The sequence below is a fragment of the Mucilaginibacter rigui genome, from assembly GCF_014773275.1.
Taxonomy (GTDB): domain Bacteria; phylum Bacteroidota; class Bacteroidia; order Sphingobacteriales; family Sphingobacteriaceae; genus Mucilaginibacter; species Mucilaginibacter rigui_A.
This window is the reverse complement of the sequence record NZ_JACWMW010000003.1, coordinates 355,586-382,300: the sequence shown is the minus strand read 5'-3', so window position 1 is coordinate 382,300 and position 26,715 is coordinate 355,586. Positions and strand designations below refer to the sequence as shown.

Annotated in this window: 22 protein-coding genes; 7 read left to right on the top strand and 15 right to left on the bottom strand. The window is 41.7% G+C overall.

What is annotated here, in order from left to right:
- Window positions 1-12: 12 nt before the first annotated feature.
- Window positions 13-1,443 carry a DUF3943 domain-containing protein gene (locus tag IDJ75_RS15135; RefSeq protein WP_191176468.1) on the bottom strand — a complete coding sequence of 477 codons (1,431 nt, stop codon included), beginning with the start codon at window positions 1,441-1,443 and terminating at the stop codon, window positions 13-15.
- Between the two features lie 227 nt (window positions 1,444-1,670).
- On the opposite strand from IDJ75_RS15135, the gene IDJ75_RS15130 reads away from it, so the two are divergent.
- Both IDJ75_RS15130 and IDJ75_RS15125 read left to right on the top strand, forming a co-directional pair.
- Window positions 1,671-3,491, top strand: a complete 1,821-nt coding sequence (locus IDJ75_RS15130) for a PAS domain-containing sensor histidine kinase (protein ID WP_191176467.1) — start codon at window positions 1,671-1,673, stop codon at window positions 3,489-3,491.
- Between the two features lie 212 nt (window positions 3,492-3,703).
- Complete coding sequence (locus tag IDJ75_RS15125; protein ID WP_191176466.1) at window positions 3,704-4,069, top strand: DUF1304 domain-containing protein; 366 nt, start codon at window positions 3,704-3,706, stop codon at window positions 4,067-4,069.
- Here IDJ75_RS15125 and IDJ75_RS21395 read toward each other — a convergent pair.
- The gene (locus IDJ75_RS21395) at window positions 4,064-5,215 is read right to left on the bottom strand and encodes a GAF domain-containing sensor histidine kinase (RefSeq protein WP_317173790.1); all 1,152 of its coding nucleotides are present in this window, start codon (window positions 5,213-5,215) and stop codon (window positions 4,064-4,066) included. The two genes, IDJ75_RS15125 and IDJ75_RS21395, sit on opposite strands and share 6 nt — an antisense overlap.
- 216 nt (window positions 5,216-5,431) lie before the next feature.
- Here IDJ75_RS21395 and IDJ75_RS15115 point away from each other — a divergent pair, with 216 nt between their 5' ends.
- The gene (locus tag IDJ75_RS15115) at window positions 5,432-5,881 is read left to right on the top strand and encodes a KTSC domain-containing protein (RefSeq protein WP_191176465.1); all 450 of its coding nucleotides are present in this window, start codon (window positions 5,432-5,434) and stop codon (window positions 5,879-5,881) included.
- Between the two features lie 74 nt (window positions 5,882-5,955).
- Window positions 5,956-6,606 carry an START domain-containing protein gene (locus IDJ75_RS15110; RefSeq protein WP_191176464.1) on the top strand — a complete coding sequence of 217 codons (651 nt, stop codon included), beginning with the start codon at window positions 5,956-5,958 and terminating at the stop codon, window positions 6,604-6,606.
- A gap of 246 nt (window positions 6,607-6,852) precedes the next feature.
- Here IDJ75_RS15110 and IDJ75_RS15105 read toward each other — a convergent pair whose 3' ends face one another.
- Entirely contained in the window at window positions 6,853-9,711 is a 2,859-nt protein-coding gene (locus IDJ75_RS15105) for a M16 family metallopeptidase (protein WP_191176463.1), read from the bottom strand.
- 155 nt (window positions 9,712-9,866) lie between these two features.
- On the bottom strand, window positions 9,867-10,430 hold the full coding sequence (locus IDJ75_RS15100) for a sugar O-acetyltransferase (protein ID WP_191176462.1): 564 nt from the start codon (window positions 10,428-10,430) through the stop codon (window positions 9,867-9,869).
- 222 nt (window positions 10,431-10,652) lie between these two features.
- Between IDJ75_RS15100 and IDJ75_RS15095 the strand changes: the two genes are divergently transcribed.
- Window positions 10,653-11,069 (top strand): hypothetical protein, encoded by a 417-nt coding sequence (locus tag IDJ75_RS15095; RefSeq protein ID WP_191176461.1) that lies wholly within the window; start codon window positions 10,653-10,655, stop codon window positions 11,067-11,069.
- A 26-nt stretch (window positions 11,070-11,095) separates the two neighbouring features.
- Here IDJ75_RS15095 and IDJ75_RS15090 read toward each other — a convergent pair whose 3' ends face one another.
- Together IDJ75_RS15090 and IDJ75_RS15085 are read right to left on the bottom strand one after the other, a co-directional pair.
- Window positions 11,096-12,586 carry a PAS domain-containing sensor histidine kinase gene (locus tag IDJ75_RS15090; protein WP_191176460.1) on the bottom strand — a complete coding sequence of 497 codons (1,491 nt, stop codon included), beginning with the start codon at window positions 12,584-12,586 and terminating at the stop codon, window positions 11,096-11,098.
- A gap of 166 nt (window positions 12,587-12,752) precedes the next feature.
- Window positions 12,753-13,799 carry an NAD(P)-dependent alcohol dehydrogenase gene (locus IDJ75_RS15085; RefSeq protein ID WP_191176459.1) on the bottom strand — a complete coding sequence of 349 codons (1,047 nt, stop codon included), beginning with the start codon at window positions 13,797-13,799 and terminating at the stop codon, window positions 12,753-12,755.
- 259 nt (window positions 13,800-14,058) lie between these two features.
- Here IDJ75_RS15085 and IDJ75_RS15080 point away from each other — a divergent pair, with 259 nt between their 5' ends.
- Both IDJ75_RS15080 and IDJ75_RS15075 read left to right on the top strand, forming a co-directional pair.
- Window positions 14,059-15,948 carry a sensor histidine kinase gene (locus tag IDJ75_RS15080; RefSeq protein WP_191176458.1) on the top strand — a complete coding sequence of 630 codons (1,890 nt, stop codon included), beginning with the start codon at window positions 14,059-14,061 and terminating at the stop codon, window positions 15,946-15,948.
- A gap of 5 nt (window positions 15,949-15,953) precedes the next feature.
- The gene (locus tag IDJ75_RS15075) at window positions 15,954-16,586 is read left to right on the top strand and encodes a response regulator (RefSeq protein WP_191176457.1); all 633 of its coding nucleotides are present in this window, start codon (window positions 15,954-15,956) and stop codon (window positions 16,584-16,586) included.
- A 124-nt stretch (window positions 16,587-16,710) separates the two neighbouring features.
- Here IDJ75_RS15075 and IDJ75_RS15070 read toward each other — a convergent pair whose 3' ends face one another.
- The 9 genes from IDJ75_RS15070 to IDJ75_RS15030 all read right to left on the bottom strand — a co-directional run bounded on the left by IDJ75_RS15070 (window position 16,711) and on the right by IDJ75_RS15030 (window position 26,619).
- A complete protein-coding gene (locus IDJ75_RS15070) occupies window positions 16,711-17,346 on the bottom strand; it encodes an MgtC/SapB family protein (RefSeq protein WP_191176456.1) in 636 nt (211 codons plus the stop codon).
- A gap of 147 nt (window positions 17,347-17,493) precedes the next feature.
- A complete protein-coding gene (locus IDJ75_RS15065) occupies window positions 17,494-18,342 on the bottom strand; it encodes an SDR family NAD(P)-dependent oxidoreductase (RefSeq protein WP_191176455.1) in 849 nt (282 codons plus the stop codon).
- Between the two features lie 215 nt (window positions 18,343-18,557).
- Window positions 18,558-19,415, bottom strand: coding sequence for an SDR family NAD(P)-dependent oxidoreductase (locus IDJ75_RS15060; protein WP_191176454.1), 858 nt, complete (start codon window positions 19,413-19,415; stop codon window positions 18,558-18,560).
- 64 nt (window positions 19,416-19,479) lie between these two features.
- A complete protein-coding gene (locus tag IDJ75_RS15055; RefSeq protein ID WP_191176453.1) occupies window positions 19,480-20,382 on the bottom strand; it encodes a helix-turn-helix domain-containing protein in 903 nt (300 codons plus the stop codon).
- Between the two features lie 140 nt (window positions 20,383-20,522).
- Window positions 20,523-21,506 (bottom strand): D-alanine--D-alanine ligase, encoded by a 984-nt coding sequence (locus IDJ75_RS15050; RefSeq protein ID WP_191176452.1) that lies wholly within the window; start codon window positions 21,504-21,506, stop codon window positions 20,523-20,525.
- A 125-nt stretch (window positions 21,507-21,631) separates the two neighbouring features.
- Window positions 21,632-22,786 (bottom strand): TlpA family protein disulfide reductase, encoded by a 1,155-nt coding sequence (locus IDJ75_RS15045; RefSeq protein WP_191176451.1) that lies wholly within the window; start codon window positions 22,784-22,786, stop codon window positions 21,632-21,634.
- A gap of 250 nt (window positions 22,787-23,036) precedes the next feature.
- Window positions 23,037-24,161, bottom strand: coding sequence for a peroxiredoxin family protein (locus IDJ75_RS15040; protein WP_191176450.1), 1,125 nt, complete (start codon window positions 24,159-24,161; stop codon window positions 23,037-23,039).
- Window positions 24,162-24,186: 25 nt separating this feature from the next.
- Window positions 24,187-25,305: a TlpA disulfide reductase family protein gene (locus IDJ75_RS15035; RefSeq protein ID WP_191176449.1), complete on the bottom strand. Its 1,119-nt coding sequence runs from the start codon at window positions 25,303-25,305 to the stop codon at window positions 24,187-24,189.
- A gap of 162 nt (window positions 25,306-25,467) precedes the next feature.
- Entirely contained in the window at window positions 25,468-26,619 is a 1,152-nt protein-coding gene (locus IDJ75_RS15030) for a TlpA family protein disulfide reductase (protein ID WP_191176448.1), read from the bottom strand.
- Window positions 26,620-26,715: the final 96 nt, after the last annotated feature.

Sequence of the window (26,715 nt, the reverse complement as noted above, 5' to 3'; positions counted from 1 at the left end):
ATCAGCATGTTATTAAAAATTCATGCTGTACCGTGTAGATACCCGAAGGTAAGGGTAGCGCTTATTCACCTCGGGGTGTTCATCATACTTGCCGCGCAAAAACAGGTACCCCGGTTCGGCTGCAAGGGAGAGGCCGTTTTTGAAAGCATACCGCACCTCGCTGGTAACCGTATGCAAAAAGTAATGCGATTTATTGCCGTTTATGGTATACAGCCATCCACCCCTGTAATCAACACTGGCAAAAAATTTAGAAGCTATGTTTAACCCCGCCCCGCCGTTTATACCAAACCCCGATGTATAATCATAATTACGGCCGTTAGAGTTATAGGTATTGGGTACCGCCGCCAAAAGCACCGGGCCGGTGCCCACGTTGGTGTTAATGGTAATCTTCTTACTCATCTCAAAGGTTGAGTACAGGTTAGCCTTAACACTTTGCGCCCCGTAAAAAAAGGCCTCGTTGCTTAGATAATCGTAATTGGCCGATAATATTACCACATGCTGCAGGTCCCGGCCGGTTTGCAGTTCCCAACCTGCCAGCGAGCCATAAACACTCAAATTGTTTACCAGCGAACTATCGTCCCGGCCAACTTCAACGTTTATAAAAATATTACTGAACGGGGTGCTAAAATCTTTGTACCGGTTACCATACATCAGTTTGGCGCGGCCAAACCACCCTGTTTTGCCATTTGTTTTAACATTACCTGTTATACTGCTAAAGCGGCGGGCTCCAATATCGGCCTCCATAGACACCAGCGACGAATCGCGGTCGCGGGGGTTACCGTAAACCTTGCCCCATTTACCATCAAGCAAACGATTAAGCCCGTTCATGGGGTTAGCTAAAAAGGCTGCAACCTCTTCCATTTGCCTGCCAAAGCCCCGGTGCCGGTTATTCACAATTTTGTTAGACAGGCGATAGCTCATCTCCCCTAATACAATCCCACCAAAGCTGGTGTTTATAAAATCGTTAGGCGATGGGCGTTCGTTTTCGCCAAAGGTTTCCCAAAAATAGCTACCCGCCATGGCAGCCGGTGCCGATTGCCAGAAAGAGTACCCATTGCTTCGGAACGCGCTGAAATAAAGGCTTCCCTGGTACGGGTGCCCAAACTGGTTGGTACGAAAGATATCCTGATCCCACGACCAGCTACCCGGGCTTAAGTTACGCCATATGGTTGCGCCGGTTACATTAGAATAAGGTGCATGTGCTATAAATTTGCCATAACTAAAGGGTATGGCCTGTGCCAGCCCCCACTCGGCAGCTGCGCGGCCAAAACGTTTGGTAGTAGCGGGTACCGGGCCAAAAAAAGGTGTGCGCGGCTCACGGTATTTAACCCTGGAGATGCTATCTCTTGTAAGTCTCTGGGCGTCCTGCGAGGTTTGGGAATAACCAATTGCCGGCGACACTAATAAAAATAATACTAAAAACTGCCGTGGTAAAAAATTCAATATGGTATGCTTTGATAAAGGTTAAGCCATCAACAACAATTCATTAAAATACTGTTAATGCAACAATTCTATAATGCATTTTGCCGTAAAATGGTTTTATAAAATTACGCACAATATTTATTTTATTATTAATAGCCATCTTACAAAACAAAAACAACTTTACGGCTTTATGTTATAAAGTTTTTTAGTTTTGATTTGGAGCAATTTATTTAATTTATAATATACTTTTGGAGCCAACAGAAAGCACTTTCCGGGATATTGTTGAGATATCACCCTTCCCTGTTTATGTATGCACCGGCGAAGATGCGATAGTAAGTGTTGCAAATAGCGCCACTTTAAAAGCATGGGGCAAAGATCGCTCAGTTATAGGTAAACCATTTACCGAAGCCTTGCCTGAGATGAGTGACCAGCCTTTTTTGGGATTGATAAAGAAAGTATATAAAACCGGCGAACCCTATTATACCAGTAATGACCGTGCCGATTTTTTAATTGATGGCGTTATACAAACCTTTTATTTTAAATTCACTTATCAGCCTATGCGCAATGCAGCGGGTGAAATATATGGTGTAGCATGCTTTGCTACCGACGTTACCGAACTTGAACGCGCCAAGCAAGCTGTTGAAGAAAGCGAAATGACGCTTTATAACCTGGTAAGGCAGGCGCCTGTAGGCATCTGCATTATCAGGGCCGAAGACCTGATGATAGAAGTGGTAAATGATTCATACCTGGAGCTTGTAGGCAAAAAACGGCAAGATCTGGAGAACCGTACCATATGGGCTGCTATACCCGAGGCTGCCGACCTTTACGCCCCGATAATGAATGAAGTAATAAATACAGGAACTTCATTTGTTGCTAAAGAGGCAGAAGTTTTATTGATACGTAACAATAAGCCCGAAATACTATTTATTGATTTTGTATACGAACCAGTACGGCATTTTGATGGTTCCATAAACGCTATAATGGTTATTGCGATTGATGTTACTGACCAGGTTACAGCCCGCCGTAATATTGAAGATGTTGAAGAGCGCGGAAGGCTGGCTATAGAAGCGGCAGAAATAGGCACATTTGATTTAGATATACTAACCCAAATAACTGTTACATCCGACAGGTTTAACGCCATTTTTGGTTTTGATAAACCTGTGCCCCGCAGAAAATTGCTGGATACCTTGCACCCGGAAGATCGCATTATTCACACGCATGCCCACGAGGAGGCTGATAAAACCGGCATCCTTTTTTATGAGGTGCGCATTATTCATCCCGACGAATCGATTCACTGGATCCGTACCCAGGGAAAAACATATTATGACAGCGATAACACCCCGGTACGCATGCTTGGCACAGTATTAGATATTACCGAATTTAAACGCCTGCAACAACAAAAAGACGATTTTATAAGTGTTGCCAGCCATGAGCTTAAAACACCCATGACCTCGCTTAAAGCCTCAATACAGATCCTGGATAAGCTGATCAAAACCAATGGCAGCTCAGAAAAGATCACGGCCTTTATAGAAAAGGCAAATATAAGTTTAACTAAAATGCAGCACCTGATAGAAAGCCTGCTTAATGTATCAAAAATAACAGCCGGACAGCTGGCATTAAACAAAACTTATTTTAAAGCCGGCGATATGATAACCGAAAGCTGCGATCATGTACGGATGGCGGGCGAGCATGAAATTATTGTAAGCGGAGATACCGATATAGACATATACGCCGATCGCAGTAAAATAGAGCAGGTAATTGTTAACCTGGTAAATAATGCGGTAAAATATGCACCCGACTCGCGCACAATCATTATTAATATTGTACGCCGTACCAAAACTGTAAAAATATCTGTACAAGACTTTGGCGAAGGAATTGCTTACGATAAGATCCCCCACCTGTTTGAACGTTATTACAGGGTTGACTCTACCGGGGTGCAATACTCGGGGTTGGGCCTGGGCCTGTACATAAGCGCCGAAATTGTAGAGCGCCATGGCGGCAAAATTGGCGTTAACAGCGAAGCTGGTAAAGGCAGCACCTTTTGGTTTACTGTGCCCATAAGTAATTAATTAGTATTAGTGACCAACCTGTAATGGTGAGCTTGTTGAACCATTCGCCGACATTGCCATACGTTCAGATCTTCGACAGGCTCAGACTGACAACTTTCCGCAGCCTGTCGAACCATTTGTCATACGCGCAAGCCTTCCACAAGCGCAAACTGCTATTCTTATTAGTTGAGGTTACTGTAAGATGAGTATCTTAGTACTCTAAACATATCTGCATGAAACTTTTTGCCCACATTATGATAGCCATAGTAGCTATTGAGCATATTTATATTTTATGGATAGAGATGTTTGCCTGGACAACCAAAGGCAAAGCTACCTTTAAAAGCTTCCCTGCCGAGTTGTTTGAGCAAACCACCGCGCTTGCAGCCAACCAGGGTTTATATAATGGTTTTTTGGCAGCCGGGCTTATCTGGTCGCTGCTTATTAACGACCCGGTATGGAGTAAAAACATTGCGATGTTTTTTTTAGGGTGTGTTGTAGTAGCCGGTTTGTATGGCGGCATTACGGCAAGCAGGTCAATCCTGTTTAAACAGGCTTTACCTGCCATTATCGCTATAGCAGCAGTATTTTTTGCATTATAAACCTATTAGGGTTTGCGCTGCAGGGATAGAAAATTTAAAAACGGTTTCCTTATCGTCCGATTCTACACCGAGTGTACCACCATGTGCGCGGGCAATTTCTGATGCTATGTAAAGCCCTAAGCCAAGGCCTTGCTGGTTGGGCACCACTTCGCCCCTTGAAAATGGCATAAAAAGCTTTTCGCGTACCGCGTTAGGGATCATCTTGCCCTGGTTTGCAATGGTTAGGGTAAATTCATTTTCGTTGCAAATGGCATTAACCGTTACCGGGCTATCTTTTTTGCCGTGGCTTAGTGCATTGCTCAACAGGTTTGAAAGCACCTGCAATACGCGCCTGGCATCGCAATAAACACAGCCTTTAATATCAAAAAAGGTGTTAATGGTTGTATGGGGCCAAACAATTGCAAGCTCGGTAATTACCTGTTTTAAGGTTTCTTCAACATTTTCATCATTGGTTTTGTCTAAAATTATCCCTTCGCCAAGGCGGCCGCGCGCAAAATCAAGTATGTTTTCTATCAGCGCCTTCATCCTGTACGATGAATTTTGAAGGATGTTGGCCAGGCGTTTTATACGTTCATCGCCTGGCATGCGCAACAGCATTTGGGCTACGTTTAAAACCGCCCCTACAGGGTTGCCCAGGTCGTGCCCTAAAATGGCTATAAACTGGTCGCGCAGTTCGGCGGTTTTGCGTTCTTCCACAAGTTTCAGTTCCGATAGGTCGAGCCTGTCCTGCGCATCCAGGTGAAAAGCTATCAGGTCGGCAAATAAGCGGAACATACCCGTTATCTGCGGGTTTTTCAACTGGTTGGGGCTTGGGTCTATAGCGCAAAGAGTGCCAAAAAAACGCCCGTCCTTCCGCATAATGGGGTATGATATATAGCTTTGAAAGCCATACATGGCCGGGGTATGGTGCTGTGCAAAATCGGGGTCTTGTGCAACATGGTCTATCACCACAGGGGTATTGTGCTGGCGTATCTCGTTACAAATAGTGGTTTCGAGCTTTAGCTCGCTGCCGGGTACCAGGCCAAAAGCAATTTCATCGCGCACTGCGCAGGTTATCCATTTATCGTCGGTAACACGGGCAACGGCAGAAAAACCCATGCCGGTGGTTCGGCAAACAACCTCTAAAATAGATTTAACCGCGTCTATACGGCTTATGGCATCTATATCCGCCTGTATATCTATTAATCCGATAATAATATGATTTAAATTCTCTTACAAATTAAATGCTTTTTACTGCATTTGCAACTGCAAATTATATTTCGCGTACAAAAGATGCACCGCGTACTAATAAAGCGTACCTTTGCAAAATTATTTTCTTTGAATAAAGTTTTCATCGACAATAACATATACAATATTAATACAATGAAAAAAATTGTCGACTACAGGAAACTTTTAGGTGTTACAGAAGCTGCCGAACTACAGGAATTAAAAACTACTTACCGCAGCTTAATGAAAGCCTGGCACCCTGATAAATTTCAGGACAGCCCCGAAAGCAAGCTGGAAGCCGAAGAAAAAAGCAAGACCATTATTGAAGCTTACCACTTTTTAGTAAGTATAGCGCCCGAAACCCGCGCGCAATCATTAGCGGAATATACGCTGACCACCTCTACCGCAGCCATTGTTGATTTTGAATTCAAATCGCAGGTGCTGAGGGTTGATTTTACCGACGGTAACTCATACGAGTATTTTGACGTACCCCGCGCGGTTTACGTTAAGCTGGTTAACGCCGATTCGCCGGGGAGGTTTGCACGCAGGCATATTTATAACGAATATGTTTACCGCAGCACCAGCAGGTTGGTAGCATCGGCCTAAGCCAAAATGTGGTGCAGGTATGACATGGGTTTTACGGCGGATATTTAAATTTGCCCGAAATCCCTTTTACAGAAATGTTTAAAAAGTACCTGCTCCCTCTATTATTCTTACTCATTACCGCCAATTCTGTATCAGCGCAAACCGACTGGAAACTAAAAGCAAATAGCGACGGTATAAAGGTTTACAGCAGCGAAGTAGCCGGTTCAAAATTTAAGGCTTTACGTGTTGAGTGCAATTTCCAGGCAACACTGGCGCAGATAGTAACCGTTTTGCTTGATGTTAAAACCTGTACCGAATGGGTTTATCATACAAAATCTATCACACTGTTAAAACAGCCTTCGCCGTCAGAGATCTATTATTACTCGGAAGTGAGCCTGCCATGGCCTACCAGTAACCGCGATTTTGTGGCCCACCTGATGGTAAGCCAGGATGCCGAAAATAAAGTAGTAACCGTTGATGGCCCCGCCGTTAATGGCCTTGTACCGCTTAAGGACGGCATAGTGCGTGTAACCAACTCAAAAGGGAAATGGGTAATTACACCGCTTGGTAAGGACGAGATAAAAGTTGAATACACCCTGCATGTTGACCCTGCCGGCAGCCTGCCTGCATGGCTCGTTAACATGGTAGCATCCGAAGGGCCTACCCAGAGCTTTAAGAAGCTAAAATTACAATTGAAGAAGCCGGAATATAAAAATGCCAATTTAGCGTTTATTAAAAATTATTAATCCATTTGTAATGCTGACCGATAGTTAGCATCTGTTAGTGAATTATACCTAACGTATGGCATGTTTACACGGCCTGTCATGGTGAGCTTATTGAACCACTTGCTGATTTTGCATGGCATTTAGGTCTTCGACAGGCTCAGACTGACAATTCTTTTTACGTCAATTATTCAGGATGACAAAGGGTCTCATAAAAAAGCCTTCACAACAATTGTTGTGAAGGCTTTTGTTTATTAATTACATTATTGCTTATTGTTTCGGTTTGCCATCGGCATCCAACTCAACAATAGGGTAACCTAACTTTTGCAGGCCGGGCAATATTTTTGCCTTATCGCCTACAACCAGTATTACCATATTATCGGTATTCAGATATTTTGCCGATAGCGCGTTAAGCTCGGCCGGGGTAATGGTTTGCAGGATCTTGTTCTGCTCATCAGCATACGTAGGCTTCAGATTATACTCCTGTATGCGTGAAAGGAACGCTGCTTTTTGTCCGTTAGTTTCGTACTTACGGGCATCACTCTGGCCTATAGATGTTTGGGTAAACTTCAATTCTTCAGGGGTGATACCTGTTTTTTGATAATCGCGGATCTCTTTGATAAACTCGTAAACCGAGCTGTCTGTAGCGGTAGCCAATACACCTGCCGAAGCGGTAAAGTCGCCACCGTATTTACCAGAGCTGAAGCCCGAACGAGCACCGTAGGTCCATCCTTTTTTCTCGCGCAGGTTAAGGTTGATGTGGCTATTGAATGCACCACCTAAAATGTAGTTGGCTATACCCAATTTGTAGTAATCGCCGGTTGCATCATAGTTCAGCTTATCCAGGTAACCAATACGGATCTCTGATTGTGCCGCACCCGGGATATCAACCAGGTACAAGGTAGTTTTATCAAAGGTTTTACCTTCTGCCGGTGTTGGAATGGTTACTTTTTTATCTGCCCATGCGTTAAGGAAAGCCAGGTTGCCTTTTGCTGTACCTTCGTTTACATCGCCCACAACAACAATTTGTGTTTGCGATGGGGTAAAGTATTTATCGTAATAATCCTGAACATCCTGCAGGGTAATTGCCGCCACGGTTTCTTCGTTACCACCTGTTGCATAAGTGCGCACGTTATCTGTTCCGTAAAGTATTTTACTGTACACGGTTGATGCTACACCTGCAGGTTGGGTTTTAGCCTGTTTTAAACCTTCGATAGTTTGTTTTTTGATACGGTCTAAAGCGTCCTGCGTAAATTTAGGGTTAAACAATTTTTCCTGCAGCAAGGTCATTGTTTTAGGCAGGTTTTTAGTTAATGATGATACGCTGATATACATCGCTTCGGCACCTGCACCTATGTTAATATTACTGCCTAGCTTATCCAGTTCTGAGTTAAATTGCTCGGCAGTATAGTTTTTGCTATCCTCGTTCATCATGCGGGCAACAATACCTGCAAGGCCTGCTTTTGAAGGATCATTAACGGCATATAAGCCACCGCCTTTTATAGATATGGATATAGATACCGATGGGATCTCGCTGTTTTGCGTGCCTATTATTTTAATGCCATTAGGTGTAGTGGCTGTCCACATAGCCGGAATCTTGATTGCCGGGTTTGCACCCACGCCAGGTTTAGCGGCACGGTCAAAATTATCGGTAGCTTTTTTGTAGGTAAGGCCGTTGTAGCCATAATCAGGTGCTTTGTAATTGGCGGTATTTACGGTATAATTATCGGGAGCTACGGCTGCAATTGTGCCACCTTTTGGCAGCACGCTTAATATAACCGCAGGTTTACCTTTGATGTATTTGTTGTATACACGCATTACATCCTCTTTGGTTACTGCCCGTATATCGGCCAGTTCGCGGCCAATCTGGTTAGGGTTGCCGGTTAGGTATTGCGCCTGTGCAAGCTCAGATACTTTACCGCTAACGCTTGATAAGCCATTGATAGCGTTTGCCTCGGCACTTGCTTTAAAACGTACTAAAGCATCATCGCTAACACCTGTTTTTTCAAACTCGGCCAGTGATTCGTCTACCAGTTTTTTAGCATCAGCCAGTGTTTGGCCCGGGAACGGCACCACACGCATGCTGATCTCGCCGGCAAGTTCGGTATTTGACGAGTTCATAGACGCTTGCGCGGCCTTACGGGTTTTAACAAAGTTTTTGTAGAAGATAGAGTTACGCCCCTGGCCTATAATTTCTGACAAAGCATCCAATGCCGACATATCTTTATCATAGATCTTTACACCCGGATAGGTGATAGACATTAAAGGCAGTTTAGCGTAGTTATCAGTGTATGACACATACCTGTCGGCAGTTAAAACCGGCGCCGGGAACGTTGCATTTTTAACAACAGGCCCGCGCGGGATGCTGCCAAAATATTTGCTTACCCATGCCAAAGTTTGTTTGGGGTTTAAATCGCCGCCAATGGTTATGGTTGCGTTGTTTGGGCCATACCATCTTAAAAAGAAGTTCTTTAAATCGTTTACGCCTACTTTGTTCAGCTCCTCTATGTAACCAATGGTTAACCATGAGTATGGGTGGCCGTATGGGTAAAGGTTTTTAGAAGTGTATTCGCTGGCCAAACCGTAAGGGCGGTTATCATAGTTCTGGCCGCGCTCGTTCTTAACGGTTGCACGCTGCACCTCAAATTTTTGCTGCGTAACGGCATCAAGCAAAAAGCCCATGCGGTCGCTTTCCAGCCAAAGCATTTTTTCAAGCTGGTTTGCAGGTACGGTTTCGTAGTAGTTGGTACGGTCGCGGTTGGTTGAGCCATTTAAAGTACCACCTGCTTCTGTGATGATCTTGAAGTGGTCGCCGTTAGCAACGTGGTCGCTCCCCTGGAACATCATGTGCTCAAAGAAATGGGCGAAACCCGATTTACCAATTTCTTCGCGCGCCGAACCAACGTGATAAGTTACATCAACGTGTACCAATGGGTCTGAGTGGTCTTCGGCCAAAATTACGGTCAACCCGTTCGGGAGCACATACTTCTCATAAGGGATAACCAGTTCGGTGCCTTTGCGGGTTACTTTCTCTACCAGCTTGGGCTGCGCAGCTGTTTGGGCGTTGGCCGTTATGGCCATTACCGCAATAGCCTGTGCGAGTAATACACATTTTAAAGTTTTGTTCATATGTTTAATGTTAGGTCAGTTTTTTTATCCCGAAGCCATTTTGCAGGACTTCAGGAAAAACATAATATTAAGAAAATATAGCATGATTTAACACACAAAGCCTCAAATTTCAACCCAATGTAACAGATTTGTGACTATATTTTTAGTTGCACCTGTTATTCGCTTTTATCCAGCTTACGGATCACTTTTGCGGGGTTGCCAACCGCTAACGAATCATCAGGGATATCCTTAGTAACTACAGATCCGGCGCCAATTACACAACGGTTGCCTATGGTAACACCCGGGCATATCACAGCCCCGCCCCCTATCCAGCAATCATTGCCAATGGTAACAGGTTTGGCGTTCTCTTTACTGCGCCGGGCCACGGCATCTAAGGGGTGGGTGGCGGTATATATCTGTACAGCAGGCGCGCAGAAAACGTTGTTACCTATCTTCACCTCCATCACATCAAGCACCACGCAGTTAACGTTAAAATACACGTTTTCGCCGCAGGTGATATTATAGCCGTAATCGCAATGAAAAGGAGGTTCGATGTACAGGCTTTTTGGCGCATTGGGGATTAATTGTTTCAGTATGGCTGCTGTGCCTTCGCCAACAACGTATTCATCAACATTAAGCTGTTTTAATAATTGTTTACAGTTTTTACGCTCGGTTGCCAGGGTTTCATCGTTTGCAATATAATATTCGCCCGAGAGCATTTTTTCTTTTTCGGTTTTCATAGGTTGTATTGTGTATGAGGCAATATCATTAAAAAGTAATGCTTTTCAAAGCCGTGTAACTAATGGCATATATATATGCCGTAAACTATTAAAATAACAACATTTAAATGTAATATATAGTTATTTGTACTGTTAACAGGCACTATTGGCACTGCCATATACGTTGTAGGTTAACATTTGGCTTGTTATTTGTATTAAACAATACGGCTATAACATAACAGTATGAAAAAGAATATATTAACACTCACTATACTCGCCCTTTTAAGCATCCCCACCATAACCTTTGCGCAAAAGCGTGAATGGGCCATGGTAAGCATGGATAAACCAACACCTAATGAACATGTTAAGGCTGATGACGGCAAATCGCCTTTTTGGGTTATAGTGTCTAACCAAAAGGAGTTTCAGATAGATACACTTAGCGCTATCAAATACCTCGATCCGCAATGGATGAGTGCTGTAGATTTCCCTGATGATGACGTAGTGAAGGCCAAATACGGCAAAGAAGCGCCAAAAGGCCTGGTTATAGTAACTATCGACGATAAAAAATTCCCGAATGCTTTTGAAGCACTAAAAGACCACATGGCCTTCATAGATAACTATGAAGAACTGCCATTTTATGATTTTACCACATTGCCCTAATGGTGTGGGTGGCAACACCAATAATGTTAAGAACATTTCATCATAAAATAAAAGGTAGCCCCCGCCCCTTCTGTGCTTTCTACCTTAATTTGGGTATCGTGGCAGCGCAAAATTTCGGCAACCAGGTAAAGGCCTATACCAAAGCCTGATATAGTTTTTATCTTTTCGTCCTTAACGCGGTAAAACTTGTCAAATAAGCGCTTTTGGTCGGTAGGGCTTATACCAATCCCCTCATCCCTTACATAAATTTTAACATCATCATCATTTTTGATGCAGCCAATAGTAATTTTGCCCCCTTTTGGCGAATATTTTATGGCGTTGCTTAGCAGGTTAATTAATACCTGCCCAATTTTATCCCTGTCGGCAATTATCGTTATATCCGTACAATCAACCACCTTAACATTGTGGGTTGATGTTAAAAATTGCGCGTCGCTTGCAATTTCCTCTATGAGGCTGTATAATTGAAACTCCTCCTTAGTAATGTGGATCTTTCCTTCCTCCAACCTGGCAAGGCTCAGAAAATCCTGGATCATGGATGTCATTTTTTTTGCCTGTACATCTGCCCTTGTTAAAGCATTTACTTTAAATGCATCTTCTTCATTCTTTGATCTCGAAAGCAATACCTGTATGTAAGTGCGTATAGATGTTAAGGGCGTTTTAAGCTCGTGGCTCACCATAGCTATAAAATCATTCTTCCTTAATTCTTCCTGCTTTTTCTCTGTAATGTCGCGCGCTATTTTAGACAGGCCGATGATATTCCCCTGTGCATCTTTTATAGGTGAGATTGTTAGTGATACATTTATTTTTTTATTGTATTTGGTAACACGCACGGTTTCAAAATGCTCTACACGTTCGCCATTTCTTAACCGGGCCAATATCATGGGTTCTTCTTCCAGCCGCTCAGGCGGCAGTAGTTTTAATATCGACTGGCCAATCATTTCTTCGGCAGTATAACCAAATGTTCGCTCTGCCGAATTATTCCAGCTGGTAACTATCCCCTCTGTTGTTTTGCTGATGATCGCATCTCCGGATGAATCGATTATAGCCGCAAGCCGGGCGCTTTTTTCGGCAGCTAAACGGCTTTCTGTAATATCTAATACGGTACCAATAAAAAATTCTACCTGGCCAAGTAAGTTAAAAGTAACTTTCCCCTGCGACCGTACCCAACGCACACTGCCATCATCAAAACGAAGTATGCGGCAATTCATATCATATGTGCCATCGCCTGCGGGATCCATCGCCTGCGGGATCAGTTCTAACACATATTGTTTATCGGCAGGATGCAGCTGCTTTGCAAATAATTCAAAATCTACCTTCACATCTGTTGCAAGGCCGTATATTTCCCTGCATTCTTTCGACCATGTTAATTCGCCGGTTAGTGGTTTATAATCCCAGGTACCCAGTTTGGTAGATGAAACAACCATATCCAGGCGCGCTTCAGATTGCTTAAGCCTGATGAGCATTTCTTTTATATCGGCATGTGTTAGTTCGGGCGGCAAACCTGTTTCATTGTCCATTGATAGCGCTATGGTAATGGTTAACTTCTAAATAATAAATTATTATGGTAAGATATTTAAGCGTACACAATATACATATAAGTTGTAAAATTGTTGCAGAGGCAGTTAATAAAAAAGCAGGTACCGTTTCGGGCGCCTGCTTTTTACAAATTGAATTAATAATACTTTACAAGGTTGCCATATCAATCACAAACCTGTAACGCACATCGCCTTTAAGCATCCTCTCGTATGATTTGGTGATGTCTTTCATGTCAATGATCTCGATATCTGAAACAATGTTGTGCTCGGCGCAAAAATCAAGCATTTCCTGAGTTTCGGCTATACCGCCAATGCCCGAACCGGCAAGGCTTTTACGGCCGCCCAGTAAACTGAATGCGGCAACTTTAGCAGGCTCTGAGGGTACGCCTACGCATATCATGGTACCGTTGGTACGCAACAAGCTCAGGTACATGTTAAAATCATGCTCCGCAGATACGGTATCCAATATAAAATCGAACGTACCTGTAGCGGCTTTGATCTGCTCAGGATCAGACGTTACCACAAAGTGGTGTGCGCCTAATTTTTTAGCATCAGCCTCTTTTTTAGGCGAAGTACTTAATACAGTAACATCGGCACCAAAGGCAACACCAAATTTAACCGCCATGTGGCCAAGGCCCCCAAGGCCTAATACGGCAAGTTTATGGCCTTTACCAACTTTCCAGTGCCTTAACGGCGAGTAGGTGGTAATACCCGCGCACAATAATGGTGCGGTGGCTGCAAGGTCAAGTTTTTCTGAAATATGCAGTACAAACTCCTCGCGCACTACAATAGTGTTACTGTAACCGCCATAAGTAGGCGTTTTACCATCGCGCTCATAGCTATTGTAAGTTTGTGTACTGCCACCGTTAAGGCAATACTGCTCAAGGTCCTGCTTACAGTTTTCGCATACCTGGCACGAATCAACCATACAGCCTGTACCTGCAAGGTCGCCCACTTTAAAATTCTTAACGTGGTCGCCCACTTTTACAACACGGCCAACAATCTCATGGCCGGGCACCATCGGGAAGATCCCCGGGAACCAATCGTTTTTGATCTGGTGCAGATCGGAGTGGCAAACGCCACAAAATAAAATATCAAATTGCACATCATGGGGGCCAACTTCGCGGCGCTCAAAACTCCATGGTGCAAGGTCTGTTTGGGCATCTTGTGCCGCATACGCTTTTGCTGGTATCATAGGTGTTTTTTAAGTTTTTGTGTTATAGTTTTTCATCGCTAATATACGCTCATATTAGCTTAATACTGTATCCGGGGTTTGTCATAATTGAAAATTCAATGCTCAAACTTACGATGCCGTTTCTTCTTAATTATTTAGCTGTCGCTGCGCTAACTCTATACCTGTTTCCGGGTATTTTATTAACTTGGCTGGTGCATTAGGTTTGTTATCAGAACCTTAGCACGGGGGCTAAGCATATCCTTATCATTCATAACCCAATTTGAAAACACTTAAACTGTTTTTATTCCTCTCGGTATCGCTATTTGCACAACAGCAATTACTGGCGCAAAAAGCCGATACCATGTTTATTACCGGTAAAAACAGCTACAAAATATTACCGCACATGGCCTATATTGAAGATACCAGCAGGGTAATGCCTATTGGTAAGGCAGTAGCGTTATTTAATAGTGGCAAATTTAAAAAGCCCGATGCCATAACTACCTTCAACGCCGGCATCACCTTTTCGGCCTTTTGGTTTAAGGTTATCATCAAAAACACCGACAAACGTGCCAGACTGCTATTTTTAGGGATACACGAGCATGTTGACACGTTGTGGTTATATAAGCAAACCGGCAATAAAGTACTGCCAGAGGTTTTTACAGGTTTTAACTACCCTTACACCAGCAGGCCTATCCCTAATCGCAACTTCCTGTTTAAAATTGCCATACCTGCCGATAGTACGTTCACTTATTATTTAAGGGCGCGTAACAATGCCAACTACATGTATATGCCCTTTGGCTTTAAAAATGCCGACAACTATATGGCAGATGAAACCGGCCGGTACCAGTTACTGGCTGTTTATACCGGGATATTTTTATTTGTGATTGTTTTTAGCCTGTTCCTTTATTTCTCGTTAAAAGATAAGCTGCACCTTTGGTATGCCTTTTATGTTTTTGCCACGCTGGTTTACCTGATGATGGAAGATGGTATTACCTATGAGTTTGTGCTTAAAAACTTCCCCGGTTTTAGATGGGCGCTTAATGAGGAATACTGGTGGTACGGTTGTATGCTTTTGTGGCTGTATGTAATGCAGCTGTTTACCAATCAAAAAAGAGATAACAGTAAATTTTACCTGCTTACCAAACTGGTAATGATATTACTGGGCTGCCGTATTTTTATAGAAATATTAATGGCCATATTCGGCATAAAGTTAAACAGCACATTAAGCGCCATAGTTTTTAACGAGGGCGATATTGTGTTTTGTGCCGGATGTATACTATTGCTGGCAGGCGTTATTGAAAAAGTAATACAGGGTTCAAAACAAGCTGTAGTATATCTTATCGCCATCAGTTTTGGTGTAATTGGCACGCTAAATATATATTTTAATTATATAGGTTTAACCAATATAAATTTAGTTGAGCCCAATGGCATGGTGGTTGGCTTAACAATCGAGATCATCATCCTTTCATTTGCGCTTACCGCCCGGTACAGCCTTTTCCGTAAAGAAAAAGAACAATTACTGATAGAGCTTAATAGCCAGCAACAGCAACTTACCGAAAAAATTGTAAGCACACAGGAACAGGAACGCCGCAGGCTGGCAGAAGACCTGCATGATGACGTTGGCGCTACCCTGGGCGCATTGCAGTTACACATCAGCAATTTGCCTGATGAGCAAATGGCCAATAACATTTACCTTAAAAATTATTTTGCTAAGGCACTTAGCCTGGTTTTAAAAGTTACCAGCGATGTACGCAGCATATCACACGACCTCCTTCCCCAGGATTTTGTAGACTCGGGCCTTTTTGAAACCATCCAAACCCGGATAAACGATTTGAATACCGGAGGCAATACCCAGTTTGAATTTGTAAAGGAGGGCGACGAAAAAAAGATAAGCCCTATTTATGCAATTACCCTATATCGTATTATTAATGAGCTGCTTAATAATATTGTTAAGCACGCGGAAGCATCTGAAGCCACGGTACAATTATCTGTACTTGACGACAGCTTACAAATAATTACTTACGATAATGGCATAGGCATGGACCACACTACTAATAAAAAAGGCATAGGGCTGCAAAACATACAATCGCGTGTGAATTTTTTAAAGGGCGACCTGATTACCGATAGCGGAAAAAATGGCACAACGCACATCATAAATATCCCAATTTAACAACCATGATAGATATCATAATTGCCGACGACCATGAACTTTTTGCCGAAGGGCTCGAAACTTTGTTAGCCTCTACCGGTGAATACAATGTGGTGGAAAAAGTAACCGATGGTAAAAAATTGATACAAGCTTTAAATAAGTTTACCCCGCAGCTAATACTGTTAGATATTAATATGCCGTACCTATCGGGTACGGATGCCGCGGTAATGATCAGGAAAAGGCATGCCGATATGAAGATAGCATTCATTACCATGTATGATGATCATAAAATATTAAGTTTTTGCAAGGCAAATGGCATAAATGGTTACTTGTTAAAACACACCAAGGCTTCCGAGTTAAAAATAGCGTTACAACAAATTATACGGGGCGAATATGTTTATACAACCCATACCCCAGCAGAACTTGCAGATATTCATGAAAACGTTTTTGAGGAAAGTTTTGCACGTAAATTAAAACTATCAAAAAGAGAGATAGAGATCATATCGCTCATTAAAAAAGGGTATAGCAGTAAGGAGATTGCCGGCAAGCTTTTTTTAAGCGGCTTTACGGTAGAAACGCACCGCAAAAATATTTTCAGGAAGCTACAGGTATCATCTGTTGGAGCGTTAATTCAGTTTGCTAATCAATATCAGTTGTAGGTTAAATTCTTGTCAATATGAGCCTGCCGAAGACCTATCAAAGCGACTAATGGTTCGACGGGCTCACCATGACATACATAGCAGACACACGTGAGAGTCACCTATCGTGGACCTACCTTTATCCTTAATGAAAACTTTTAATTTCGCTCATATTAACCATTTCTTCGCTTAAAAGGTCTACATTCTTTTTTATACCGGTTATGTTCATCACCACACAAAGCACTTCTTCGTTCTTAAATAATTCAATGCGTTTGCTTTTAAGATGATGCCTTTTTATCACTTCTTCAAGGGCTTGTAGCTGGGTTATATCTGCGCTGTTAAAACTAATGTTAAGCATTTTATTCTTATTCATCCGGCTTATCAGGAATTCCACTTTATCTACCAAAACCAGTATGATCATGGTAATAATAGTAAACACAAATGCCAGCGAATGATAGCCGATACCGGTTGTCATGCCTATGGCAGCAGCCGTCCATATTACAGCGGCAGTGGTTAACCCCATTACCGACATCCTATCTTTAAATATTACCCCCGCACCTATAAAGCCTATCCCGGTAATTATGTTGGCCGAGATCCTGTCATCCGCGCCGGCACCGTGCCTTGATACGATGGTGAATATGGTTGAGCCAAGTGTTATTAACACTATGGTTCTGAACCCGGTCGATTTATTTTTGTATTCCCGCTCAAAGCCTATTATGCCACCGCACACAACAGACATCACCATACTGATGATATCCTCCAGTTCAATTGTAAAATCCATACAGCAACAACATAAAACCTATACAGTTGTTCAGCCTCATTTTATTCTTATGGGCCACTATATTCAATGAAAAGGGGGTAAATAGCAAAGCCCATCTGTAATATAGATGGGCTTTACTTTATAAAAATCACCTTGAACAATTATACCTTAGCTTGCCACAGTAAACCCTGTAGAAGTACTTAGTTCCTTCCAGTTTTCCAGGTCGGCTTTTACATCATTCATTTTTTGGTAGGCAATATCATATGCATCCTGGCCCAAAAACAAATGCATAGGTGCTTCTGCGGCCTCGGCAACGGTAATAATGGCTGCTGCGCCTTTTTCAGGGTCGCCTGCCTGGTTACCATTAATATCATGCTGATGGGCCGCCTGTACATCCCGTACTGCTTTATACTCGGCAATCTCTTTTTTAGGTACACTTAACGAATCTGGGTTCAGGAAATTTGTCCTGAAGTAACCCGGCGAAACGATGGTTGCTTTTACACCAAATGCCTTTATTTCGGCAGCTAACGATTCTGTAAAACCCTGTACCGCAAACTTGGTAGCGCAGTAAATGCCAAAACCCGGAAAGTTGCCGGTAAAGCCGCCTATTGATGAGATATTGAATATATGCCCCGATTGCTGTGCACGCAGATGCGGCATAGCAGCACGGATAACGTTTAGCGAGCCAAATACGTTTACATCGAAATTAGCGCGTGCTTCCGCATCGCTTAACTCTTCAAGCCCGCCTACAAGGCCGTAGCCTGCATTGTTAACTACCACATCTATCTTACCGAAAAGGCTAATGGTTTGGCTGATGGCTTCATTTACGCTTTGCTCATCGGCAATATTTACAGCCAGTGGTAAAAAGCTTTCTGTTTTGCCTACCGCTTTTTCCAGGTCGGTAATGCTGCGCGATGTTGCAGCTACGTTATATCCTTTATTTAGTAATTGTTTTACAAGGCTTAGTCCCAGGCCTTTTGAGGCACCGGTTACAAACCATACTTTTTGATTGTTCATGTTATATGTTTTTTTAGATAGTTTTTCACTCTATTAGCTAAGGCTTTCGGCGAAGGTCATTGCATCCGTTTCAAGGGTGTACACGGGCAACTCAACGCTACTTAAAGACGTTTTAAGGCCGTTTTGGGGCGTTTTAGGGGCGTTCTAAGGCCGTTTTAAGCCGCTCATTTTTTTAATGAAATTGCAAATTTCAAACAGTAACCAAGGGGTGACTTTTACGCGCTATATGCCATCGATCTGCTCAACTCTTCGTTAAAGCGAAACTCCTTTTCCAGCTTTTCGAGTTGCGCCATGGCACGGTCATAGGCATCAGCACCTAACAGCAGGTGTAGCGGCGGGTTTTCCTGGTAGGCTACATTGATAATGGCTGTGGCTGCTTTTTCAGGGTCTCCGGCTTGCTGGCCGTCCATTTGCAGGTATTTGCTGTGGCTTGCCCTTACTGCAGTGTACTCTTCCATCGGGTTTTTAGCTATTATTAACGATTCGGGCGTTAAAAAGCTGGTGCGGAAAGCACCGGGTGCCACAACGGTTACCTTGATACCAAACTCGCGCACATCCTCGGCCAAAACGGTTGATAGCCCCTCTATAGAGAATTTTGTAGCCGCGTAAACAGACCAGCCCGTGCCCGGTGCAATGCCTGCTATTGACGAGATGTTAATGATGTGGCCCGATTGCTGATAGCGCATATAAGGCATTACCATACGGATAACATTCAGTGTACCAAATACATTTACGTTAAAGTTGGCATGGGTTTCATCATCGGTTAACTCCTCGATGCTGCCGCCAATACCGTAACCGGCATTGTTGATAACAACATCTATGCGCCCAAACGCCTTTTTTGTTTTGTGCATAGCGCAGCCTACACTATCCTCATTGGTGAGGTCAACCTCAAGTGGTAAAAAATTCTCGGCGGTTGAGCCTACAGCTATGACCAATTCGGCCAGATTACGTGATGTTGCTGCTACGTTTTGGCCTTTAGCCAATAATTGCTTTACCAGGCTGAGCCCGAACCCTTTAGATGCGCCTGTAATAAACCATGTTTTTGTTTTGTTTGTAATATTGGTGTTTTGCATGTTACAAAATTAAAACAATGGTACACCCAAGCGTTTGCACGATTCAAACAAATAACTACAAAATTCAAACAGACCTATAAGAAGAAGGCGTTGAACTGGTTTGTTTTTTAAAGAAATTGTTAAAATGCGCAGGTTCTTCAAAGCCAAGGCAATAACTTATTTCAGATACATTCCAGTTGGTGTGCCTTAGCAAAGCTTTGGCTTCGCTCGTCAAACGCTCTGAGATATGGTGGGTAGTGGTTTTACCCGTGGTTTGGCGAATAGCCCTATTGAGGTGATTTACATGAACGGCCAGCTTATCAGCAAAATCTTTTGCCGACCGCAGGTTAAACCGCTGCGAAGGCGTTTCTATCGGAAACTGCCTCTCCAGCAGCTCGGTGAATATAGATGTAATGCGCGAATTAGCATCAGGGTGCTGATACAGAACCTCTTGCGGCTGTATCTTTAAAGCATAGTGCACTAACTCGGTGAGGTAGTTGCGCAGCAGATCGTATTTAAAACGGTAATCAGAATTTATTTCGCCCAGCATCTTGTCAAACACCTGGCTTACGTATACCTCCTGTTCGGCGTTTAATGAATATGTGGGGGTACCGTTTGGCCCAAACATGGGCAGCTCCTGTATATTACGGCGCAGCATCTCTGTAAAAAACGATTCCCTGAAGATACAGAACGCCCCCGAGCGGATATCGCTATGATGCTCAAATGTATATGGAACAGTAGGATTAAAGAAAACCAGCGTACAACCGTCAATTTCGATGCTTTTATCGGCATAGTGCACAACGTTTTTACCACGCACCATACTGATCTTATAAAAATCGCGGCGTGCGTAAACTATAGGCTTGGCATCCGGCCGGTAACAATCTTCCAACCTAAATACATTAAAGTGGCCAATATCCTGGCCCAGGTTATCGGGTAGCCAGTTAAACTTTTGCTTGTAAAAATCTTCTATCGTTTCTGTAACTGCCATAAGGCAAAGTTACAAAATTCAAACATAACCAACAACAAGAGTATGTAAAAACACGACCAAAAAACGGCCTTAAAACGCCCCAAAACGCCCTTAAAACGGCCTTGAACGTCCAAAAAAACTATAAAATATCTCTTAAACGCCTACATAGCGCCTTCAATAAGCTGCCCGTAAAAGTCTGTAACGCTCATACCTGCTGCCCTCACCTGCTGTGGTATCAAACTGTTTGCAGATTGGCCCGGGGTGGTGTTCACTTCAATAAAATAGAACTCCTGGGTGCCCTCTAACAATATAAAATCTATCCTCACCATACCGCGACAGTTTAACCGAAGGTATGCCTGGGTAACTATATCGGCTATCTCCTGCACCTTATCTCCCGGCAGGTCGGCGGGGGTAATTTCTTCTGATACACCCGGGGTATACTTAGCTTCGTAGTCGAAAAAATCCTTCGAGCTAATGATCTCGGTAGCGGGCAGTACGGTAATTTTACCGTTTAAGCGGGCTATCCCTATGCTAAACTCGCGGCCTTTTATAAACTCTTCTATCAATATCTGCGAATCTTCCTTAAACGCCTTTGTAATAGCCTCGTGCAGGCCGCCTACATTATAAACCTTGCTCATGCCTACGCTGCTGCCGCCATTATTTGGCTTAATAAACAGCGGGAATTTCAGCGTTGAGGCAATAGTAGCGGTATCATGCTCGTCGCGTTGGTGCAACTGGATAGATTTGGCAGCATGCAAACCATGTATGCCATTCACAATGGCTTTGGTATAAGCCTTGTTCATGGTAATGGCCGATGTGGTAGCATCGCAGGTATTATACGGTATGCCTATCATATCCAGGTAGCCCTGCAGCTTACCATCCTCGCCGGGTGTACCATGCACGGTGATAAACGCAAAATCAAACTTTACCTTTTCACCATTAACAGTTACACTAAAGTCGTTCTTGTCCATATTAATGCGCTGGTCGCCGGTTTCATAAACCCATTCGTGGCGGTTTATCAGTATGGTGTACACGTTGTATTTGCTTACATCTAAATTGGCTGCAATATTTTTGGCACTGTTAATAGATACTTCATACTCGCCGGTAAAGCCACCGGCCAAAAGGGCTACGTTTATGGTTTTCATGATAGCCAAAGATAGTTTTTTTTGGTTTTGTTGGTGTGGCATTTCCCGCCATGCTCAATTTATTTCGGCACCTCCTGTAATTGGTGAAAGCTAAAGATCGGCCCGTTCAATAGCGAGGAATGCTGTTACTTATCTGCTTTAAGAAAGTTGTCTAATTCGTTTTCAGTTAGGTTTTTATTGATGATGGTCCCGGTTTTATCAATTAAAATATTCTGTGGTATAGAACGCAGACAAAAAAGCACAAACAAATTCTGATCGGGCTGAGTACTTTGAAGATAGCTCGGCCATTTTAAATTTTCAGCTTTGGAGGCTTTAACCCAATTTTCTTGCTTTATATCCACACTTAGTGACACAAACTGGACCTTATTGGTGTCAATTTTACTATATACGGTTTTCAAATGTTGCATCTGTTCCCGGCAAGGCCCACACCAGCTCGCCCAAAAATCTATGAAATAATATTTGCCTTTTATAAGCAGTGATTTTGCATCCACGTCTTTTTCGCCGTTGTTAACCTTGAAATCGGGAAATTTTGATCCGATCACTAATTTGTTAGAATTATTTAAATAGGTAGTTAAAAATTTGCCCTCGTCTGTTTTCAATAGATTTGCATCTATTTTCGAAATACATTTTTCTAAGGTTGCATTACTTATCATGCTCACAACATCGATCAAATTGTGCATGGTGTAATAATAATCCGGATATTTTTCAACTTGATTGATAACATTCTCCTCATAAGCCTTCCATTGCTGGTACACTGTAGAATTGTCGTTTTTTAAGGTTTTAGTGTTCTTGATTTTTGAAAGGAAATTTCCAGATGAACGGATTTTTGGTGGAGATAAAAAGCTTTTATTTGCATACAAGTTATTTTCGCCTCCTTTTACAGCCATTATTACCGCATCTTCATATCCGTTTGCGTTAATAATTTTGGACTTAGGATCATTTTCTGCAATTAAACTTGCTTGTGAATAGATAAAATCATTGGAAGAAGCGATGATTTTCCCTCCGGCATTATAGATTTCAAATTCAGCAACAAATTTATTTTTATATTCAACAGGCCATTTGAACTCTCCTTGAATGGCATTTTTGTCAATAAAAATACTTTCTAATTTAGTCCAGTTCCATGTTGTAGAAGTATTGTTAAATTTAAATTCAGACATCACAATCTTAAGCCTTGATGTTTTTTTCAAGGTAGATAAATTTATAGTTAGTCCCTGCGGTTCAATTCTTTTACAACTAAAAAATACAACAGTTACAAAAAGCAATAATTTAATGGTTTTCATTTTTATTTTTTAAATCAGCCAGTGGTTTGCACCACTGGCTAAAAATTTACACATTGCAGTTAGTGCCTCCATTGGTTGTTTGGTAACCGCCCCAATTACAAACGCATGTCCATGTGTAATTGTCGGTTTTTTTACCAGAGCATGTGCCATGTTTTACGTTTCCAGAGTCACCCGGCTCTCCCGGTTAAGTATGCCCACCTCCATATAGCCCACCAATTACATATTTATCTCAGCTCGCTGGTTTGTTAACCTATTTTTCTTTACTTAATAACATGCTTAGCGTTTTATTCAATTCCTCACCCCGGATGTTTTTGGCAACAATTTTTCCATTAGGGTCTATCAAAAAATTAGCAGGTATGGATGAAACATAATACTTTTTAGAAATACCGTCATTCCAGCCTTTTAATGCAGATAGATGTGTCCAGCCTAAACCATCCTTTTCAATCGCTTTTAGCCATGCAGTTTTGTCATCATCTAATGAGATACTCAACACAGTAAAATTTTGACCTTTATATTTTTCTGCTGCTTTCACCACGTTGGGGTTTTCTTCCCTACATGGAATACACCAGGCTGCCCAAAAATCAAGCAGCACATATTTCCCACGGAAACTTGAAAGGGTTACTATATTTCCCTTCGCGTCAGTTTCTGATACTGACGGCGCTATCCCGCCAATAAACAGGCTATCAATCATGTATTTTGATTCTTTTGCCCAAATATCCTTTTTTTGAGATGCAGCTAATGAATAATAGGATTTCCTGAAATCATCCTCAGGCATGTATGTAATCTGGCCATACAAAACGAACGGATTTATAGGGGAATTGGGGTGTTGTTTTATCCAACCTAAACTTAAATCTAATAGCTGATCGTTTAATAGGATTAACAAAGCATCTCTCTTTTGTATTTTAGCATTTAGTATAGCACTATCAATATTGTGGTTGTTACGTGTATAGTTATAATAATCTGCTCTTGCCCTACCATATTTCTCGTATAAGCTAACTGTATCTAATAAAGCGTGATATTTTTGATAATCAAGTGCGGTTGAGTTACCAGTAACGGATACGTTTCTTACGATCGAATCCCTCACAAGGATTGTTGCCTGCCCGGGGCATAAAAACAACTGGCTACCACCTTTTCCATTAGATAGAGTATAAAGAATGCTGCCATTTGTTTGTACGGAAAACTCAAATTTATGATCCTTTATTTTTGTTATAAGAGGCTTTTCATCTGCTAATCGTTTCGGAAGCTTTTTTGACAGCTTAATTTCAGTCCCATCTTTTAACAGTGTGGCGGTACCTTTTATAAGTAAGTTACTTTGAGAGTAACCGGCTAAAGGAACAACCAGCAGAAGTAAAAAGAACTTTGTTTTCAATACCATTAACTTTACAAGTTTTACCTCAAACCTATTTTATCTTCTTAAGTATTTTTTCCAGGCTATCCAACTCAACATTGCGTCCAATAAGTTCGCCTTTGTTATTTAGTACATAGTTGGCCGGGATACTTTTAACAACAAAGTTTTTAATGTTTTTTGAATTGCTTTGATCTGTTAACTCGGCAATATTATGCCAGGGGATTGAGTCCTGCTTTGATGCCCTGCCCCATTTCAATGGGTCTTCATCAATAGAAACTGAAATAATATCAAAGCCTTTATTTTTGTATTGATCATACAGCTTCTTCATATCCGGTATCTGCTGCCGGCATGGTGCGCAATAAGATGCCCAAAAATCTAACAGGATAATCTTTTTACCTGTATAATTCATTTTAAAATCAGATCCGTTAAGGGTTTTGCCTGCTAACTGCGGGATCACAGTACCGATATTTATTTTTTGAGCTGATTGTAAAAGCGCATCGGCCTCTTTATAATATTTGTTGTTTTTAGCTATTGGGCTTAGTGTAGCCATTGCCTTTTTGTATAAAGCATAATTCTCAAACATATCATACACTTCAGTAATTAAGTAAGGCGTTACAACAGTATTTGGGTTACTGCGTATAAACTGATGTGTAGCATACAAATAAGCATTCCTTATTTCATCCTCGGCTTTGGTGGCAGAATCCAAATATGCATTATATACAATATTTTTGTCGGCATTTAGTGCCTTATCCGCCTCATTAAGATAATATTTTCTTTTGTGTTGTAAAGTATCTCTTTTTAACTTAACAAGAGCATTAAACTCTTTTAATTTATTTTGATTATATGAGGATGATTGCCAATTATAATTATAGCTCAAAGCTGTTGGCCCATTTGCCGAGAACACATGTTTTTTTAAATTTTCAGCATAAAATACTATTTGATGCACCCACCTCCCTTTGTCTGATGCTGGTGTTTGAGTATAAAAAACCAATTCGTAAAACCCCTCATCGGGCAACGAAATAGTAAGGTTGAATTTCCCATTTTTTACAGTAGTTGAGTCGTATGCAATAGGATGGTTGGCATCCTCTATTTTAACTATTGTACCCTCAGCACTATCCAAACTACCGGTTATGGTCACGTTGGCACTGTGTTTACATGACAAAGTAAACATTGCAATTATTAAAAAAGGTAACCTTATCAATATTCTCATAAACAGTTTTCTACAAATTTGAGTATGTACCGAAAGTGAGTAAATTAATCCTTTGGCAGCCAGCTGCCAAAGGAATTAAAAAAACTATGCTACCGGGGCTGTCCCGCAAGTTTTACCTGAAACCTATTCTATCTTCTTAAGTATTTTTTCCAGGCTATCCAACTCAACATTGCGCCCAATAAGTTCACCTTTGTTATTTAGTACATAGTTGGCCGGGATGCTTTTAACAACAAAGTTTTTAATGTTTTTTGAATTGCTTTGATCTGTTAACTCGGCAATATTATGCCAGGGGATTGAGTCCTGCTTTGATGCCCTGCCCCATTTCAATGGGTCTTCATCAATAGAAACTGAAATAATATCAAAGCCTTTATTTTCGTATTGATCATACAGCTTCTTCATATCTGGTATCTGCTGCCGGCATGGTGCGCAATAAGATGCCCAAAAATCTATTAATATCACTTTTTTGCCGGCATAGTTTACCTCAAATTCGTTGCCGTTTTGGCCATACAAAGGTGGTGAATGGGCGCCTATGTATAAGTTTTTTATCGCCAGTAAAAGACCGTTAGCTTCATCATAATATTTTGTTTGCTTTACGGCCGGGCTTAAATCATCTAAAACTTTCTTGTAAAAATTATATCGCTCAAATAAATCAGGTACGCTGCTTATCAAATAGGGGGTTATTAAAGTGTTTTTGTTTTCGGGGATATATTGATGAATGCTTGTTAAATAAGCTTTTTTTAAATAATCCTGTATCCGGCTTACTGTATCAAGGTATTTACGGTATAAACTATCACTTCCCTTCGCAAGCGCACGATCCGATAAATTTAGGTAATACATTTTTTGATGCCATATAGTATCGCTTTTAAGAGAAACCAGTTTATAAAATTCATTAAGTTTATTCTGAGTATCTGAATTTGAACTAAAGTTATATCTATTTTGTAAAATTTCTGAAGGCCCGGAAGCTTTAAAAGAGTATGAAGCTTTGCTATCTGCATAAAACAAACAGGAGTGGCTCCATGGATATTTTTTGTACGGGGTTTTACTCGAAAAATCTAATTTATAAAATCCATTCTCCGGCAGTTCAATATTGATCTTAAATGAATTATTTATCACAAAGGTCGAATCATAGGTAATAGTAAAATCGGTATTGGTAACCCTAACCATCGTTGCATCAAGGCTATCAACAGCCCCTGAAATTAGAATGGATGATTTTCTTTTACAAGAGAAAATGAAACAAACAGCTAAAAACAAAAATATGTGCAGGTAATATTTCATTATAAAACACTTAAATAAATTAGCAGGCAGGGTTTCTGCCTGCTAATTATTGATTAATTATTACACCTTTCAGGATCGTTAGTTATCATAGACCCG